Below are 17261 nucleotides of genomic sequence, written 5' to 3'. Positions count from 1 at the left end.
GGTTCGTTAGACACGAACCATGGCGTGTACGTGTTACGCATACGAAAAGAACTGTTGTCCAAGCAGATGCGAAAATTTTAATAAATCAATTTTTGTTTCTTCCAGGAACCGCCGCAATGTAACCTGTTTGATAAAGTTTTCATCAGCAAATTTTACACGGCTGTGGATACGTCCGAACTCACGGTAAATGGTTTCTTTATTAGGCGGATTGTTTTCTTCCAGAATATCTTTTACATATTTTTCTAAGCGACTGAGTGTGTAAAAGACAGAACGGGGGAAATCATTATTAAAAATCACTTCATTCAACACGTTGCTGTTGGTAGTTGTACTGCGGTATGTTTTTAAATACAGTTCATAACCGCTAAGCGATAACAATAGATTGCGCCAGTACAAAATATCTTTATGGTCTTCAATCTGGAAATCAATTTGCTCAAATTGTTTTAAAGTAACATCGGCAGTAATAATACCTCGTTCAATAAAACGACCCACACTCATAAAACACCAGCCTTGTCCACGTGGCATGGTGGTATCTGTTACACCTACATAGGTGAGACAATGTTTGAGCAGATTGGTGAGTGTAGCGAGTGCATGTTCACCGCTCAAATGTTTTTCCAGCAAGGGATTGTTGACAGTGTGATAAATAAAATTCACTTCTTCCCACACTTCTTTGGTGATATGGTCCTGCATGCCTCTTGCATTTTCTCTTGCTTTGTTCACCAGGGAACGTATGGAGTTGTTATTTTTTGCATCGGTGATATGATATTTTAATACATCTGCGGTATTGAATTGAAGTTGATGGATTTCATCTTCATTCAAAGCGCCAAAGATTTGCAGCACAGGTTTCCAGGTGTGTACACCGTAGGGCCCTTTATCTAAACTGAGCACATAGTTGGTGTGAAGTACACGCAGGAGTCCTTCTGCCCGTTCCATATAACGGTTCATCCAGAACATTGAATCGGCAACACGGCTAAGCATAGAACCCCCTTCCGACTTCCCCCTGAAGCGGGGAAGCCACCATGGCACAAGCCATACTTTTCGAAGTGACTAATTTTATTTGATACATCTTGAACATTTAAACTCTCTGTAGTTTGTGATACTGTTACACATAGGATGATGCTATTTGCATATGCTATGATGTGTGCGACGCAAGGAACGGCGCCATGAAATACAATTGCTGGTTCCAAAAAATGTATTTCATCTCATCTCCTTTCCTCTTTTCCTCCTTTATCTCTTAGCTCTGTATTTCTTCAATCCACCACCCAAGTATCTTTACTTCCGCCACCCTGCGATGAGTTGACAACAAGCGAACCTTCACGCAAGGCCACACGTGTTAAACCACCAGGCACTATCTGCACACCATCAGGGCCGCAGAGTGCATAGGGCCGCAAATCAACATGGCGTGGTTGCAACGTGCCATTGATAAAACAAGGCACGGTGGACAACTGAATGATGGGCTGCGCAATAAACTCACGTGGATGTTTATTGATTTCATCTTTGAACTTCTGGAATTCTTCATCATTGGCTTTGTTACCCATGAGCATGCCATAACCGCCACTTTGATTGGTGCGCTTCACCACCATGCGATGCATATTTTCAAACACATGCCTGCGTTCCTCTTCATTACTCATTTGATAAGTAGGAACGTTGGGCAAAATGGGTTCTTCATTGAGATAATATTTTATCATGTGCGGCACATATGCATACACCGCTTTATCATCAGCTACACCATTTCCAAAAGCATTTGCAAGAGCAACGGTTCCTTTTCTGTAGGCACTCATAATACCGGGGATGCCGAGAATACTATCAGGACGAAACAACATCGGGTCCATATACTCATCATCAATGCGGCGGTAAATAACATCTACCTGCTGCAAACCCGATGTGGTTTTCATATACACTTTATGATTCTGGATGAGCAGGTCACGACCTTCCACCAACTGAATACCCATTTGACGTGCAAGGAATGTATGCTCATAATACGCCGAGTTGTAAATGCCAGGCGTTAATAAAACGACCGTAGGATTTGATATAGCTCTTGGCGATAACGCATTTAAATTATTATGCAGCAGCAAAGGATAATTGTTGACCATGCGTACATTGGCTTGTGCCAACAGTTCTGGAAAGAGACGTTTTGTTACTTCCCGATTTTCCAGCATATAACTAACGCCGCTTGGTGTGCGCAGGTTATCTTCCAAAATATAAAAGGTTCCATCTTCGCCACGTATTAAATCAATACCTGAAATGTGCACATAAATATCATGCGGCACTTTAATACCTGCTGCCTCCCGCAGGTAATGCGGACAGGTAGCAATGAGTTCTGCAGGAATGATGTTATCTTTTAAGATTTGCTGTTCGTGATAAATGTCTTTGAGAAATAAGTTGAGTGCTTTGAGACGTTGCTGAATTCCTTTTTCCACATGCGCCCACTCTGCAGCGGTGATGATGCGTGGCAGAATGTCGAACGGAAAAATGCGTTCAATGCCTGCATCATCACTGTACACGGTGAAGGTGATGCCCTGGTTCATGAAGAGTTCGCTTGCCAGTTTATCTTTCAGCTGCAGGTTTTCAATGCTGGTTTCCTGCACTGTTTGTACAAGTTTAGTATATGGTTCACGGATGCTGTGGTTGTACAGCATTTCATCAAACTGGTGTGGTTTGGGTGCGTATTGTTGTATTAATTGCTCAACGCTCATAGACAGTGGAAGGTAATAAAAAAGAGTTGCACTTCAACGGAATGTTGAGCAAGCAACTCTTGCAATGAAGATAAGGAAGAAAGAGATAGAAACTTGAACTGCCAGATTTAATTTTTATAGTTCCATTAGAAATTCGGTCAGTTGTTGATAGTTGGTGTTGATAATTGTTGATTGCTTTTGTAAATTGATGATTTGCTGAACAGATGGGGGAAATTCGATTGTTTGATTCAACACAGGCTCCACCACATCATAAAACTTTACAGGATGTGCGGTTTCCAAAATCATTCCTTTTGAAGAAGGATGAGTTTGCAAATATTTTTCCAATGCCAGGTAGCCTACTGCACCATGCGGGTCAAGTATATAGCCGTATTCATCATACACACGCTTCATGGTTGTTTTGGTTTCATCATCGGTAATACTGTAAGCAGATAATTTTTCTTTCAACTGCGGAAACTGGTGATGAAATAATTCGAGTATGCGAATGAAGTTGCTGGGGTTGCCTACATCCATCGCATTGGAGATAGTTGCCACTGCTGACTTGGGTTGATAGCTTTGCGTGAGCATAAACTGCGGCACTGTATCATTGGTATTGCAGGCAGCAATGAAATGCTGAACGGGTAATCCGCTGATGTGTGCAAGAATGCCTGCACAGATATTACCGAAGTTGCCACTGGGTACACAAATGATGGGTGAAGCCCCCCTTTCTTTCCATTGTTTATACGCAAAGAAATAATAAAACTGCTGGGGCAACCAGCGTGCTACATTGATGCTGTTGGCTGAGGTGAGAAATAATTCTTTGTTCAATGCTTCATCGGCAAAAGCTTGTTTCACCAATTGCTGACAATCATCAAATGTTCCGTTTACTTCTAATGCATGAATGTTTTTGCCGAGTGTTGTTAATTGTTTTTCCTGCACACTGCTTACTTTGCCGCTGGGGTAAAGAATTACTACTTCTACTCCATCAACATTGTAAAAGCCATTGGCTACAGCGCCACCAGTATCACCGCTGGTGGCAACGAGAACAACAACCCTGAGCGAAGTCGAAGGGTGTTGTACGGAGGTATTGAGCGAAGTCGAAATACCGTTCTTTATAAAGTCACTCAAGCACCTGCTCATAAACCGTGCGCCCACATCTTTAAATGCAAGCGTAGGTCCGTGAAATAATTCTAAAGATGAAATAGATTCATTGATGGGGACTAACGGAATTTCAAAATTCACCGTTTCACTTACAATGCGAAACAGCTCCTCATCTGGAATTTCATTGCCGATGTATGGTTTGATAACACGATAAGCAATTTCTTCATTGCTGATGTGTTCTATGTTTTCAATAAGGTCTTTATCAACCTGCGGAATGATTTCAGGAAAGTACAATCCTTTATCAGGCGCTTGCCCGAGTATGGTTGCTTCGCTGAAAGAAACAGATGGTGATTGTTTGTTGAGACTGTAGTAGTTCATGAATAATGTGCTGATGTGATAATTTGCTAATATGCTAATTGATGCTTCATAGAGACAACACCTTAAAATACAAAAGGTGTCGCCTCTACGCCACGCTCTGCAATTCTTGTTACATACGTTTTAAATTCAATTCCTAATTGAGTAAATGTTTCCTGCATAATCTGTTCTACTTCTTTTGCAGTTTGTTCTGTTTCACTCAGCATAAAAATACTGGGGCCGCTGCCGCTGATGCCGCCGCCGAGTGCACCTGCTTCTTTGCTTTTTGATTTTATGGCATCAAAGCCGGGAATTAAAATGCTGCGTACAGGTTCAATGATAACGTCTTCCAGACTTCTTCCAATCAACGCTGTATCATTTTTTTCGAAACCAGCAACAAGTCCTGCAATATTGCCCCATTGTTTAATGGCATCTTTCAGCAAAACTTCTTTACGCAGAATCTGTCGTGCATCACTCGTCTTCACTTCTATTTGAGGATGAACGACGGTAACAAACAAAGAAGGTGCATTCAACTTTACAATATCTAATGGATGAATAGAACGAATCAACGTAACACCACCCAGAATACAAGGTGTAATATTATCAGCATGTTTTACTCCACTCGCCAGTTTTTCACCAAACATGGCAAACTGTACCAGTTCATCATTATTGTATTGATTGTTTAATAAAAGATTGGCTCCTACTGCTGCTCCTGCTGCACTGGCTGAACTGGAACCTAATCCACTGCCTGGTTTAATTCGTTTTTCAATCTCTACTTCAAAGCCAAATTCATTATTGCAATGTTTAATGATTTCAAGCAACACCACACCTGCTACGTTTTTCTCAGCTTCTGTTGGCAGGTTGTATTCATCTTTATTGATGATGATAACTTTTGGTTCATCAATCAACTTCAGCTTCATAATATCATAGGGTTCCTGCAAAGCCATGCCGAGAATATCAAATCCGCAGACGAGATTGGCAACAGTGGCCGGACTCTTTACAACACAGCCCCCTCTAACTCCCCCGAAGGGGGAGGACTTAGCCTCCGATTGATTACCAGGTTGATTATTTTTTAATTTGCTCATGTCAGAAATTAATCATGCTTTATAAATTATAACACGCAAGAAGTCCCCCTTCGGGGGATTTAGGGGGCCGTTCTCATAATATCCGCAAACACACCACTTGCTGTAACCTCGGCACCAGCGCCTGCACCTTTAATCACCATTGGTTGTTCTTTGTAACGGTCGGTATAAAATAACACCACATTATCCTTTCCGTACAAATGATACAAATCATACTGCGGAGGAATATGTTGCAAACCTACTTCTGCACCCCCATCCCCTGAAGGGGAGTAAGAATAGCTTGCGACAAATTTTAATTTACATCCTGCTGCTTTTGCATCTTCATACAACTTCTTAAAATGTGCTTCTTCTTTTTTCATCGCTTCATAAAAATCATCTACGCTTCCCTGCATACAGCTTTCAGGTAGAAAGCCATTGCATTTGATTTCTTCCATTTCCATGGTCACACCTGCTTCACGTGCAAGAATTAAAATTTTACGCATTACATCCGTGCCGCTTAAATCCAATCGTGGGTCGGGCTCAGTATAACCTTCCTCCTGTGCCTGCTTAACCACATCAGCAAACAAACGGGTGCCATCATAATTATTGAATACAAAATTGAGTGTACCACTTAATACAGCCTGCATACTTCGCACCACATCACCACTGCGCATTAAATCATTGAGTGTACCAATAACAGGTAGCCCGGCACCTACATTTGTTTCAAATAAAAACGGCGCATTGAACTCGGCTGAAAGCTTTTTGAGTTTTTTATAATTGCTGTAAGCACTGGATGCGGCAACTTTGTTACAAGCTACAACAGCAATACTTTTTTCCAGCAAAGAAGCATACACTTCGGCAATGGCACCATTCGCTGTTACATCCACAAACACAGAGTTGCGTAGGTTTTTTTGAATGATGGACTGTACAAAGTTTTTCAGATTGGCGACTTCGCCATTTTGCAATGCATCTTCCCAACTGTTGATATCAATTCCGTTTTCATTCAGCAGCATTTTACGGCTGTTGCTTAATCCTGCAATATTCACCTGCAAGTGCAGGTTTTCTTCTAAAAATGAAAGTTGTTGTTTTAATTGTGCCAATAAACGTTTGCCCACATTACCGGTTCCTACTATAAACAGATTAATTTGTTTTTTAACTGTTTCAAAAAATTCTTCATGCAATACGTTTACTGCTTTGCGCACATCTGTTGATGCAACAACAGCAGAAATATTCCGTTCGGTTGAGCCTTGTGCAATAGCACGTATGTTTACACCATTACGTCCAAGTGCTGCAAACATTCTACCGCTCACACCTGTATGATGACGCATCTGGTCGCCCACCAAAGCAACAATGGAAAGCTCTGATTCAATTTTGAGCGGCTCTACTTTATCAGATGCAATTTCAAATTCAAATGCTTTATCAACTGCTTTCTTTGCTTTTTCTGCATTGGCTGCATCCACACCCACACAAATAGAATGTTCAGATGATCCTTGTGTAATCAAAATAACATTCACCTGTGCATTGGCTAATGCTGCAAACAATCTGCTGCTGAAACCCGGGATGCCCACCATACCACTTCCTTCCAAGCTCAATAACGCCAATGAACTGATGCTTGAAATACCGGTAATGATGCCCCCATCCCCTAAAGGGGGGTAATGCACACTCTCAGATTTTTTAATTATTGTTCCATTGTCAGCAGGCGCAAAAGTATTTTTAATCCAAATGGGAATATTTTTATTCAACACAGGTTGAATCGTTGGTGGATAAATGACTTTCGCACCAAAGTGTGAAAGTTCCATCGCTTCCTGGTATGAAATAGAAGGAATGATTTTAGCATTGGGTACCCAGCGTGGGTCGGCAGTCATCATACCGCTTACATCCGTCCAGATTTCAACGGAAACAGCATCAACAGCAGCCGCAAGTATGGCTGCAGTGTAATCACTTCCACCCCGGCCGAGTGTGGTTGTTACTTTATGTTCATCACTTGCAACAAAGCCGGGAAATACAATGATATTGGCCGATTGCTGCTGCACAAATTCATTGATGAAATTATTGGTGACAAAAAAGTTTACGGCGGCATTTCCGAAATTGCTGTTGGTTTGAATCACTTCTCTCGAATCTTTCCAAACACTAAGCACACCATTATGACTGAAAGCTGCATGGATGATCTGTGAGGAGAGCAGTTCGCCATAGCTCACTAATTTATCTTTTGTGCGGGCACTGCACTCACCCAACAGAAAAATACCATTGCAGATATCTTCAATTTCATTGCAGTATTTTTTAACCAGGCTCAACACGCTGCTTTGCTGCTGCACAGGAATCAATTCCTTTACTGTATCCAGGTGGCGTGTTTCAATTTGTTTGAGAATTGTTTTATACTCTTCATTGCCAGTGCTGGCCAGGGTACCGCAGTTGAGTAATTGATCTGTGGTGCCGCTCATGGCGCTCACCACCAGCAATACGGTTTGTTGTTTACTTTTTTCTTTAACAATGTCAGCTACCTGTTGTATAGCTTTGGCGCTTCCCATAGAAGTACCGCCGAATTTTAAAACCTGAAACATAAATAAATTGAATAAATAAGTGTTGAAATGAAGTACAGCAAAATGCCCGAGGGGTAATATGAAATTGTGCAACCCTTAACGGGTTGTGGTAGTTGTAATAATAGTTGTTCCTGTAAAGGACAACGATGAAGATGTGATATGTACTACCTGTTGCATGTGGGCACAAGATAATGAAGCCCTTTCACAGAACAAGTGTTAGGTTGAAAGTTTTTTAGAAGAAATATTTTTGGGTAGCAGAGGTTGGTACTGCTATGGAGCTTGGGGTGGCGTCGCACATTTGTACTGAAAATCATTATTGAACTTTTAAAGAAGGCACCGCCAACTAAAAGCCCATGCTTCATCCTAAACGTAAAATCATATCATAATAATCATGAGCAGTTGCAAATACCGGGCAACTTGAATATGACAAGTTTCTTTTTTTTCCTTCGAGTTTAACAGCTCGGATTAACTCCTGAAAACGCAGAACAATTAAAAACTCAGCAACATCACTAGCTGATTCCATTTTATCATCATTATACTTTTGATTTTCCATATAATCTTTATAAACCATCTGTAATTCTTCAAAACCAGTTATAGGAAAAATTTCTTTTGTTGAATTTTCCTCTTCCCAATCAGCTAGCCAATCTGTATCGTCTGTATCGCCAACTTTATCGTATGCAAATAAATGAAGGAACCATAAATCATAGTTTATTGTAAAGCCATTCATTTCAGCATACATGGCATTTATTTGAAGATTATCTTTTACCTTATTATAAAAGTGTGAGAAATATTCAACTAGCCTATCAGTTTCATGTAATAAGTTTTTACCCAAAAGTTTATTAAATGCTGTCGGAGGGCATTCAATTAATTTTTTTTCTGTAAGTACAATTGCTTCATCCAGCTTGTCCTCTTTTATTAATAAACTTATCTCTCCCAAAAGTTCAAAATTCATTTTTGCTGATTGTAAAATATTGAATAATAGATAACCAATCGCTAAGTTATCTTCAGTTCTTCATAAAATCAAATCACCCCAAAAGCAAAAAAAGCGACAACTTCCGTCATCGCTTCTAATCTTTTACAGTACTCTCTCTCCTACTGCACCATCACCTTATTGGAATAAACTGTTTTTAATTCACTGTTAATCACTTTTACGAGGTACACACCTCTTGCCATTTCAGGGTTCAGTTCAATCGTTTCTAATTGGCCTGTTCCGCTGATGTTTACTTTTCGGTTAAGAATGATTTTTCTGGAAAGCTCCACTACCTGCAACGTATGAATACCCGTTCCTGTATTATCAAACTGAATTTGAAATTTATTTTCAGTTACCGGGTTGGGATAAATGCTTATTAGTTCGCTGGTTGTTTTTGGTGAACGCTGCTGGTAAGTGCCGTTATTTTTTGCCGCACGGGGCAGCAGGTAAGCACTCGCCAGGTCAGAGGTATTAAGACCGGAGGGTGTTTGTGTAAAGGCAGGACTGGCAGTTAAACCATCAATATCCACTTTGTAATACAACTGGTTTCCGTTACTGCAGGCAATAAGCAATTCGCCCTTTTCATTAACAGCAGCTCCATTGGTAGTAAAGGATTCTGGCAGATTTTTTATCAGTCCAAGCAAAGTAGCCATCCTTTGTGTAGGATTGATACGATACACATAATTCCGTTGTGTGATGAGGTAAAGATTTCCATCCGTTCCTGCAACCATATCACCACCCCAGCTGGTGCAGCGGCTATGAATGGAAATTTCTTTATTGGCCGGTGCATCAGCTAATGAGCCAAGGTCAATCAGCTCCGGTTCATCCCCGGTACTGAAACGGAACAGATGCATACCATCATTAGTAATTGCATAACCCATCCCATCAGATCCCATGCACATACGGGTGATGTGATTGGCATCATCATTAAAATTTAGGGTGCTTAATAGTTCTGAACGGAAACTGTAAAAAACAAGTTCCTTGCTCTGAGGTTTTGTCCAGAGTAGTTCCGGAACACGCATCGGTATAAAAAACAGTTTTTGGGCTGACCTTGCATAGGCAAGAGCAGCAACCATCGTAGTAGTAGGAAATTCACCTTCTGCTCTTTGCGGCATAACCTGTTTTGTAAGGGCATTCCAAACAGGGGTGTTTTGATTATTACCATCAAACAGTGTACGTACAGCAGCTCCTTTTGCAGCGTCTACCTGTTTGAGATGTATCCATTGAAAATTCTGGTTCTCTGCAGTAACCGCATACATCGGTAAAGCTTGTTGGGCCTTTGCAGATACTGTACCAATTAAAAGGCCATAAACGAGTAGATTTTTTTTCATGGCGTAACCTGTTTTTATTGACTTCAAAAGTTACTGCATTTTGCAGCAAAAAAAAAGTCCCGTAACAGCGGGACTAAAAAAAAATAATATTCGTTCTATGATTGCAAACTGGTGAGTGCTTTCTTTACAGAACCATGTTTCAACAATAAATCCCTGGCCTGTTCATAATTGGAAAGCCCGCTGCGGAGCATCAGCATTTTAACGCCCCTGTCTACCAGTTTTTCATTGCTCAGTTGCATATTTACCATGCGGTTATCTTCTACCCAGCCTAACTGAATCATAACAGAAGTGGAAATCATATTCAAAACCAGTTTTTGTGCAGTACCGCTTTTCATACGGGTGCTGCCGGTAACAAACTCCGGCCCCACCACCACTTCTATCGGAAAATCTGCTGCCTGTGAAACCGGTGAATTGGGGTTGCAACTGATGCTGCCGGTAACAATATTTCTTTTGCGGCATTCTTCCAGCGCTCCAATAACGTAAGGTGTGGTACCACTGGCTGCAATACCAATCACCACATCTTTTTCTGAAACATTGTGTATCTGCAAATCAGCCCAGCCCTGCTCTTTACTGTCTTCTGCAAATTCAACAGCGCTGGTAATGGCTTTTTCGCCACCGGCAATAATACCTAGTACTAAACCATATGGTACTCCGTAAGTGGGCGGGCACTCGCTGGCATCTACGATACCTAAACGTCCGCTGGTGCCGGCACCAATGTAAAAAAGCCTTCCGCCCATCAGCATTTTATCGCTGATGATGGTTACCAGCGGTTCTATCTGCGGGATGGCTTTAGCAACAGCTGCCGGTACAATACTGTCTTCTTTATTAATGTTGTGCAGCAATTCGGCCACACTCATATCTTCCAGGTGATGATAATTTGACTCCTGTTCTGTGATTCTTATAAATTCGCTCATAGTTTCTTTTTAACGGTGATATTCAACCAATCCTTCCATGGGGTTTTTCATAATACGCCCCAGTTGAAGACCATAGGAGTTGCAAAGTTCCTTTAAAACATCTTTGAAAGCAAATGCAACTCCTCCCACAAAATTCACAGGATACAGCCAGCTTTCTTTAAACTTATAAATGTGGTTGAAGAAGAAGTCATTAAAGCTGTCCTCAATAATATTTTCAATCATGTAATGACCCCTGTTTTCTGAAAGGAAAAGGGCAAAAGAAGCCATGTATTTATTAGGCAAAGGTTGCCGGTATACTTTATCCAGGATTTCCAAACGATCAGTTTTGAACTTCTGCTCAAACTTGGTCATAAGATCACCTTCAAAAGTATTGTACAGAAAATGCTGAATCACTTTGCGGCCCATAAAAGCACCACTGCCTTCATCCCCCAGAATATAACCAAGTCCGGGGCTGCTTTTGGCAATCCGTTTACCGTTGAAATAACAGGCATTGGATCCCGTGCCCAGGATGCAGGCAATACCTTTTGAACTGCCGCAAACGGCTCTTGCCGCACCCATAATATCCGTATCAACATCTACTTTTTTGGCGGTTGGAAAAACTTCCTTCAACGCTTTGCGGATGCTTTTTACATTCTCCGGATTGCCGCAGCCGGTACCGTAGTAATGAATGGCCGAAATCGTTTCTTTTTTGATGGCAGGCTTAAGTTCCTTGTTGAGCATTTTTACCATTTGCTCCGTGTTCATTAAATAGGGACTGATGCCGGTGGTAAAAAAAATCTTTTGCTTCTTTCCTTGAACGAGGCACCACTCCGCTTTGGTGGCGCCGCTATCGGCAAGTAGTTGAAATGCAGCCATGGTGATTCAGGTTGTTTGGTCCTTTAGTTCTAATTTATCAAAATCGGGGCAATACTCTGCACAATATGGTTTATTTTCATGAAATTGCAGCGGTTTTTATAAAATCCATGCATGAATCAAAAGAAACTTCAAATCTGGTTACCCCTTCTCCTTGCAATAGCTGTTTTCCTCGGAATGGTATTTGGGTATAAGCTCAAATCCAATATGGGTCAATACAGTCCTTCTTTTTTTGGTAAAGAAAAGAAAACATCCCTGCAGGAGATACTGGAACTGGTTCGTACCAAATATGTTGATACAGTTAATACAGATTCGCTGGGGCAGATGGCGATTAAGAATGTCATCAGTCAGTTAGATCCCCACTCTGTGTATATCCCTGCTGATTTTTTAAAAACAGTAAACGATGATTTAAAGGGAAGCTTTGAAGGTGTAGGTATTGAGTTTGGAATGATTGATGACACGGTTACTGTTTTGAAATTGTTTCCCAAAGGCCCGGCAGAAAAAGCAGGTATCAAACCGGCCGATCAAATTCTTTCTGCCAATGACTCCCTTGTTTCCGGTATTCGTTCAAGGGCTGATCGTATCCGCAAATTGTTCAGAGGTGAAAAAGGAAGTGAAGTAAAAGTAAAGTTGCTCCGTAATGGTCAACCGCAAACATTGGTGATACAGCGGGGAGTTATTCCGCTGAGTCCTGTAGATGTTGCATACATGATAGAACCCGGAGTTGGTTTTATAAGAGTGAATAAGTTTACCAATGATTCCTATGAGGAGTTTATGCAAAACCTGGAGCGATTGAAAAAAGAAGGGATGGCAAAACTTATTCTTGACTTAAGAGATAATGGTGGTGGTATGCTGGATGATGCTATTCAAATGGCGGATGAGTTTTTGTCTGATGCCAAAGAAATTGTTTATACAGAAGGTAAAGCATCTCCCCGGCAGGTATTTACTGCCCGGCGACCCGGCATGTTTGAAGAAGGCAAAGTGGTGGTTTTAATTGATGAAGGAAGCGCCAGTGCCAGTGAAGTGTTAACAGGCGCATTGCAGGATTGGGACCGTGGTACCATTGTTGGCCGCCGTTCTTTTGGAAAAGGATTGGTGCAGGAGCAGTTTCAGTTGAGTGATGGCAGTGCCTTAAGGTTAACCATTTCAAGATATTTCACCCCCATCGGCCGCAGCATTCAAAAGCCCTATTCCCGTGGAGCTACTGAAGATTACAATGAAGAAATCATGAATCGCTTTAACAACGGAGCCATGTTCCGCAACGATTCAGCAAATCATACCGGCCGTACTTATAAAACAAAAGGTGGCCGTAAAGTTTATGGCGGCGGCGGTATCAGTCCGGATGTTTTTGTGCCCGCTGACTCAGCAGAATTCCTCATGTTCAAACATCATGAAATGGTGAAAGAAATTATTGAGGAAGCAGCATTTGTTTATTACATGCGTAACCAGGCAAAACTCAAAGCCATTACTACACCTCAGCAGTTGCAACAGGAACTGCAGAACGATGCGGCTATATGGGCTGTTTATAATGAGCGGGCTTTGAAAAAAGATATGAGCCTTTCTGAATTTTCGGCAGCACATAAAAATGTACTTCTTCGTTATTTAGGTGCAAGGCTGGCGCATTTTCTCTGGGGACGGGAGGGTTATTATAAAATGATCAACCTCTCTGATCCAATGGTGCAGAAAGGATTGGAAGAAATCAGGAAATAAAATGATCTATATAAAAAGGCCTTCGTTATAGCGAAGGCCTTTTTGTGATGACAGGTTTTAGAAGTATGCTTAGTTTTCCGGTTTATTATCTATAGTTTCTTTCTTTTCTATTTTGTAAGAAAGGAATAAACCCAAGCCACCGCAAATTGCCAGCATGGAAAAATACATAACAGGGTTATCATCATCCAGGTGCATAACCTGCTCACTTAATACATAACCCAAAAACAACCCAAGACCGGCGCCCATGAGCAACAAACCCCATTTTAAACTGCGGTAAGGTGCAGGACGTTGGGTGTATTCTCTCGGATTTAATCCTTTTTCAATTAAGCTCATGTTTTCTTTGTTGCGCAGGTAAAACAAACCGAAAATGGCCGCAAATGCACTTATAAAGACCATTACTAATGCTAATTCATCGCTCATAATTTTAATTTTTTATGGTTGTATAAAATGGTTTCTGCAACCTATGACTACGGCAGGTGTTGACAGGTTACAGAATTTCAGATAAAAATCTTTTTTCGGGAAAAACTTGTCATTTTGTAACCTGCTGCATATATATGTAGTCTCATAAACCGAATGATGCAGACTGTTCCATCTGATCTTGAAGTGATTGACCAGGTTTTAAAAGGCAATCAGCAAAAGTATGAGCTGCTGGTAAAAAAATACCAGGCTTTTGCTTTTACCATTGCCCTGCGTTACACTAAAAACCGGGAAGATGCGGAAGAGCTGGCACAAAGTGCTTTTGTAAAAGCCTATCTCAATCTGAGAGATTACAGAGGCGATGCTAAATTCAGCACCTGGTTATATACCATAGTAAGTTCTTTATGTTTGAGTTTTTTGCGTAAGAAAAAGTTAGAAGTTCATTCGCTGGACCAGGAATATGTGTTTGAAAGGGCTGATGCCCAGGAAAGCAGTTTAAAAGCTGATTACATTGAACAACGTTCAAAGTTACAGTTGCTGAACAGAGCGATGGAATTGCTGCACCCGGATGATGCAAAACTGCTTACCCTGTTTTACAAAGCAGAGCAAAGCCTGGAAGAAATCGCCAAAATCCTGCACATAGAACCGAATAATGCCAAAGTAAAACTGCACCGGGCAAGACAACGGTTGAAGGAAACCATGGAAAAACATTTTGCACAGGAGGTGCAGGAAATCTTTTAATTTTAAATTTCATTTATATGAAACAGCAAATGGAAGAGCAATTGTGGAGTTATATTGATGGCAGCGCTACTGCCTCTGAAAAACTGTTTGTTGAAAAAATGCTGGCCACTGATGAGGAGTGGAAAGCCAAGTACAAAGAACAGTTAGACTTGCATCAGTTGCTGCTGAATGAAACAGAGTTAGAGCAGCCTTCTATGCGTTTCACTAAAAATGTAATGGATAGTATTGCAGGTATGGAACCCAAGGCTGCCACCCGTACTTACATCAACAAATACATCATCCGCTCTATTGCTGCTTTCTTTATTATTACTATCGGCGGATTGTTGATTTACTCCCTTTCACAGGTAAACTGGGGAGCCGCATCTGGAACTTCCGATATTATTTCTTTTACTACACAGGATTTAAAAATTCCCCAGGTTGATTTTTCAAAACTCTTCAGTAACCGGGTTTTAAACATTGTATTGATGACCTCCATTGTACTTGGGCTGATGGTTTTTGACGGTATTTTAAGACGGAAAAAGTCAGCAGCCTAACCTAACGCTTGTTTTGAAACCGTAACTTTGCGGCACAACAAAGGTTATGGACATAAAAAACAACATCCTTGAAACAATCGGCAATACGCCATTGATTCGTTTAAACAAAATCACCAGAGAACTTCCCTGTACAGTTGCTGCCAAGGTGGATTATTTCAATCCCGGCAATTCCATTAAAGACCGCATGGCTTTAAAGATGGTTGAAGTGGCAGAAAAAGAAGGCAAACTCAAACCCGGCGGAACCATTATTGAAGGTACCAGTGGTAATACAGGAATGGGTTTAGCATTAGCTGCCGTAGTAAAAGGTTATAAATGCATTTTTGTTACTACTGATAAGCAATCCAAAGAAAAAGTTGATATTCTGAAAGCGGTGGGTGCAGAAGTAATTGTTTGTCCCACCAACGTAATGCCTGAAGATCCACGCAGTTACTACAGCGTTGCCGCAAGGCTGGCAAAGGAAATTCCCAATTCCTTTCATATGAATCAATATGATAACCTGGCTAACAGGTTGGCGCATTACGAAACCACCGGCCCTGAAATATGGGAACAAACGGATGGTAAAATCACACACCTTGTGTGCACCGCCGGAACCGGTGGTACCATTACCGGAACAGCCATGTATTTAAAAGAAAAAAATCCCAACATTAAAATATGGGCGATTGATGTATATGGTTCACTCCTTACAAAGTATTTCCGTACCGGGGAAATTGATATGAATGAAGTGCATCCTTACATCAGCGAAGGATTTGGGGAAGATTTTGTGCCTAAGAATTATGATATGAGTGTGATTGATCAATTTGAACAGGTAACAGATAAAGACGGAGCCATCATGGCCCGTCGTTTAGCTAAAGAAGAAGGTTTATTTTGCGGATACAGTGCCGGCAGTTGTTTGCAGGGTTTGATGCAGTTAAAAGGCAGTTTAAAGAAAGATGATTTAGTGGTGTGTATTCTGCATGATCACGGAAGCCGTTATGTAGGCAAAGTATATAATGATCAGTGGATGATGGAGCGTGGTTTCCTGGATGTAAAAACATTTAAAGATATTGTTTCATCAAGAGCACATAATAAATAAATAACCGTAGCACCTGAACATACTGTAGCAGAAGCGGTAGAACTGATGAAGAAATATGATATTGACCAGATACCAGTAATGAATGGTTCCGGAATGGTTGGATCTATTTCGGAGAGTGGTTTATTCAGTAAGATTTTTTCAAACCCTGAATTAAAAAATGAAAAGATCAGTTCTGTAATGGAGCATACGTTTCCTGTTGTGGCATTTGATACACCGGTTGAGCGTTTGAGTACCATGATTACAAAAGAAAATGGTGCGGTACTGAGTAAAGATGAGGCCGGCAATTTTCATATTGTAACCAAATATGATCTTATACAATCATTAACGAGGTAAAACCAGGATGATTTTATCGTAAGAATGCCCCTGCAATAGCGGGGGCATTTACTTTTTTACGGGAGATTACCCGTTTTGGAATACGTAGAACTACGAGTTTGCTTTTCGCATCATTACGTTTTGGGTGGTAAATACTGATACGTTAAAATTGAGAATTTGTGCTCTTGTCCACAATATAGAGCGGGGCTACTTTTGTATCGGAAGTTGATTGATAACACAATCAACGACTAACTGAAAGAAAAACACTTAGAAACAATATCCAAATCCATTGAAATGCCAGAAAGAAAAATCCAATATCGGTCAACTTCCAAATTTTAAAATTACTTTTAAATCCGTACCTATAAGAAACCAGTATCGTTGAAAATCCAAAATGTCCTAAGAAAAGTTGTAGACCTTGAAAATTGCCAAATATCCTGAAAGACCACCAAAAGCCAACCGCATCAGATTCATCTGAACACGGAACCAAGAGAACCAAAAAGGCTGAAAAAGATCTGGATCCTACGAAAAACCGAAAAACCTGAATATCCATGTCCGTGAAATCCAGATCTTTTTTCTTTTTATTCGAATCCAATCCAAGTGTCCTGAATAATTTGAAAAGAGATAAAAATCCGGTTCGATTTTGCAAAACCTAACTGTTTATTACCTAACACCCGGAACCGCTTA

General features: G+C 40.9%; 15 protein-coding genes. 5 read left to right on the top strand and 10 right to left on the bottom strand.

What is annotated here, in order from left to right; all coding sequences use genetic code 11:
• Positions 1-33: 33 nt before the first annotated feature.
• From PDL71_RS12025 to PDL71_RS11985, 9 genes are all read right to left on the bottom strand, one after another.
• Complete coding sequence (locus PDL71_RS12025) at positions 34-975, bottom strand: alpha-E domain-containing protein (protein WP_407521315.1); 942 nt, start codon at positions 973-975, stop codon at positions 34-36.
• A gap of 272 nt (positions 976-1247) precedes the next feature.
• Complete coding sequence (locus PDL71_RS12020) at positions 1248-2693, bottom strand: circularly permuted type 2 ATP-grasp protein (RefSeq protein WP_407521313.1); 1446 nt, start codon at positions 2691-2693, stop codon at positions 1248-1250.
• A gap of 114 nt (positions 2694-2807) precedes the next feature.
• On the bottom strand, positions 2808-4148 hold the full coding sequence (thrC, locus tag PDL71_RS12015; protein WP_407521311.1) for a threonine synthase: 1341 nt from the start codon (positions 4146-4148) through the stop codon (positions 2808-2810).
• A gap of 62 nt (positions 4149-4210) precedes the next feature.
• The gene (locus PDL71_RS12010; protein ID WP_407521309.1) at positions 4211-5209 is read right to left on the bottom strand and encodes a homoserine kinase; all 999 of its coding nucleotides are present in this window, start codon (positions 5207-5209) and stop codon (positions 4211-4213) included.
• Positions 5210-5268: 59 nt separating this feature from the next.
• Positions 5269-7746 (bottom strand): bifunctional aspartate kinase/homoserine dehydrogenase I, encoded by a 2478-nt coding sequence (thrA, locus tag PDL71_RS12005; RefSeq protein WP_407521307.1) that lies wholly within the window; start codon positions 7744-7746, stop codon positions 5269-5271.
• A gap of 337 nt (positions 7747-8083) precedes the next feature.
• Positions 8084-8677, bottom strand: a complete 594-nt coding sequence (locus PDL71_RS12000; RefSeq protein WP_407521305.1) for a hypothetical protein — start codon at positions 8675-8677, stop codon at positions 8084-8086.
• 140 nt (positions 8678-8817) lie between these two features.
• Complete coding sequence (locus PDL71_RS11995; protein WP_407521303.1) at positions 8818-10026, bottom strand: T9SS type A sorting domain-containing protein; 1209 nt, start codon at positions 10024-10026, stop codon at positions 8818-8820.
• A gap of 95 nt (positions 10027-10121) precedes the next feature.
• The gene (gene murQ, locus PDL71_RS11990; RefSeq protein ID WP_407521301.1) at positions 10122-10940 is read right to left on the bottom strand and encodes an N-acetylmuramic acid 6-phosphate etherase; all 819 of its coding nucleotides are present in this window, start codon (positions 10938-10940) and stop codon (positions 10122-10124) included.
• A 9-nt stretch (positions 10941-10949) separates the two neighbouring features.
• Positions 10950-11795, bottom strand: coding sequence for an N-acetylglucosamine kinase (locus PDL71_RS11985; RefSeq protein WP_407521299.1), 846 nt, complete (start codon positions 11793-11795; stop codon positions 10950-10952).
• A gap of 111 nt (positions 11796-11906) precedes the next feature.
• On the opposite strand from PDL71_RS11985, the gene PDL71_RS11980 reads away from it, so the two are divergent.
• On the top strand, positions 11907-13502 hold the full coding sequence (locus PDL71_RS11980) for a S41 family peptidase (RefSeq protein ID WP_407521297.1): 1596 nt from the start codon (positions 11907-11909) through the stop codon (positions 13500-13502).
• A gap of 69 nt (positions 13503-13571) precedes the next feature.
• On the opposite strand, the gene PDL71_RS11975 is transcribed toward PDL71_RS11980, so the two are convergent.
• Positions 13572-13922, bottom strand: coding sequence for a DUF6249 domain-containing protein (locus PDL71_RS11975; RefSeq protein ID WP_407521296.1), 351 nt, complete (start codon positions 13920-13922; stop codon positions 13572-13574).
• 153 nt (positions 13923-14075) lie between these two features.
• On the opposite strand from PDL71_RS11975, the gene PDL71_RS11970 reads away from it, so the two are divergent.
• From PDL71_RS11970 to PDL71_RS11955, 4 genes are read left to right on the top strand one after another with little or no spacing between them, the layout of a single operon-like run.
• Positions 14076-14660 (top strand): RNA polymerase sigma factor, encoded by a 585-nt coding sequence (locus PDL71_RS11970; protein ID WP_407521294.1) that lies wholly within the window; start codon positions 14076-14078, stop codon positions 14658-14660.
• A gap of 17 nt (positions 14661-14677) precedes the next feature.
• A complete protein-coding gene (locus PDL71_RS11965; RefSeq protein WP_407521292.1) occupies positions 14678-15193 on the top strand; it encodes an anti-sigma factor family protein in 516 nt (171 codons plus the stop codon).
• A gap of 46 nt (positions 15194-15239) precedes the next feature.
• Positions 15240-16265, top strand: a complete 1026-nt coding sequence (locus tag PDL71_RS11960; RefSeq protein ID WP_407521290.1) for a PLP-dependent cysteine synthase family protein — start codon at positions 15240-15242, stop codon at positions 16263-16265.
• Between the two features lie 45 nt (positions 16266-16310).
• Positions 16311-16598, top strand: a complete 288-nt coding sequence (locus PDL71_RS11955; RefSeq protein WP_407521288.1) for a hypothetical protein — start codon at positions 16311-16313, stop codon at positions 16596-16598.
• Positions 16599-17261 lie beyond the last annotated feature (663 nt).

Source organism: Lacibacter sp. MH-610 (assembly GCF_045780045.1).
Lineage (GTDB): Bacteria > Bacteroidota > Bacteroidia > Chitinophagales > Chitinophagaceae > Lacibacter.
This window is presented reverse-complemented; position numbering and strand designations above follow the sequence as displayed.

What these genes read in the sequence shown, in the direction of transcription:
- PDL71_RS12010 (WP_407521309.1), bottom strand. Translation starts at nt 5,209, where the DNA reads ATGAGCAAATTAAAAAATAATCAACCTGGTAATCAATCGGAGGCTAAG.
- thrA (WP_407521307.1), bottom strand. Translation starts at nt 7,746, where the DNA reads ATGTTTCAGGTTTTAAAATTCGGCGGTACTTCTATGGGAAGCGCCAAA.
- murQ (WP_407521301.1), bottom strand. Translation starts at nt 10,940, where the DNA reads ATGAGCGAATTTATAAGAATCACAGAACAGGAGTCAAATTATCATCAC.
- PDL71_RS12000 (WP_407521305.1), bottom strand. Translation starts at nt 8,677, where the DNA reads ATGAATTTTGAACTTTTGGGAGAGATAAGTTTATTAATAAAAGAGGAC.
- PDL71_RS11970 (WP_407521294.1), top strand. Translation starts at nt 14,076, where the DNA reads ATGATGCAGACTGTTCCATCTGATCTTGAAGTGATTGACCAGGTTTTA.
- PDL71_RS12025 (WP_407521315.1), bottom strand. Translation starts at nt 975, where the DNA reads ATGCTTAGCCGTGTTGCCGATTCAATGTTCTGGATGAACCGTTATATG.
- PDL71_RS11955 (WP_407521288.1), top strand. Translation starts at nt 16,311, where the DNA reads ATGAAGAAATATGATATTGACCAGATACCAGTAATGAATGGTTCCGGA.
- PDL71_RS12020 (WP_407521313.1), bottom strand. Translation starts at nt 2,693, where the DNA reads ATGAGCGTTGAGCAATTAATACAACAATACGCACCCAAACCACACCAG.
- PDL71_RS11965 (WP_407521292.1), top strand. Translation starts at nt 14,678, where the DNA reads ATGAAACAGCAAATGGAAGAGCAATTGTGGAGTTATATTGATGGCAGC.
- thrC (WP_407521311.1), bottom strand. Translation starts at nt 4,148, where the DNA reads ATGAACTACTACAGTCTCAACAAACAATCACCATCTGTTTCTTTCAGC.
- PDL71_RS11960 (WP_407521290.1), top strand. Translation starts at nt 15,240, where the DNA reads ATGGACATAAAAAACAACATCCTTGAAACAATCGGCAATACGCCATTG.
- PDL71_RS11985 (WP_407521299.1), bottom strand. Translation starts at nt 11,795, where the DNA reads ATGGCTGCATTTCAACTACTTGCCGATAGCGGCGCCACCAAAGCGGAG.
- PDL71_RS11995 (WP_407521303.1), bottom strand. Translation starts at nt 10,026, where the DNA reads ATGAAAAAAAATCTACTCGTTTATGGCCTTTTAATTGGTACAGTATCT.
- PDL71_RS11980 (WP_407521297.1), top strand. Translation starts at nt 11,907, where the DNA reads ATGAATCAAAAGAAACTTCAAATCTGGTTACCCCTTCTCCTTGCAATA.
- PDL71_RS11975 (WP_407521296.1), bottom strand. Translation starts at nt 13,922, where the DNA reads ATGAGCGATGAATTAGCATTAGTAATGGTCTTTATAAGTGCATTTGCG.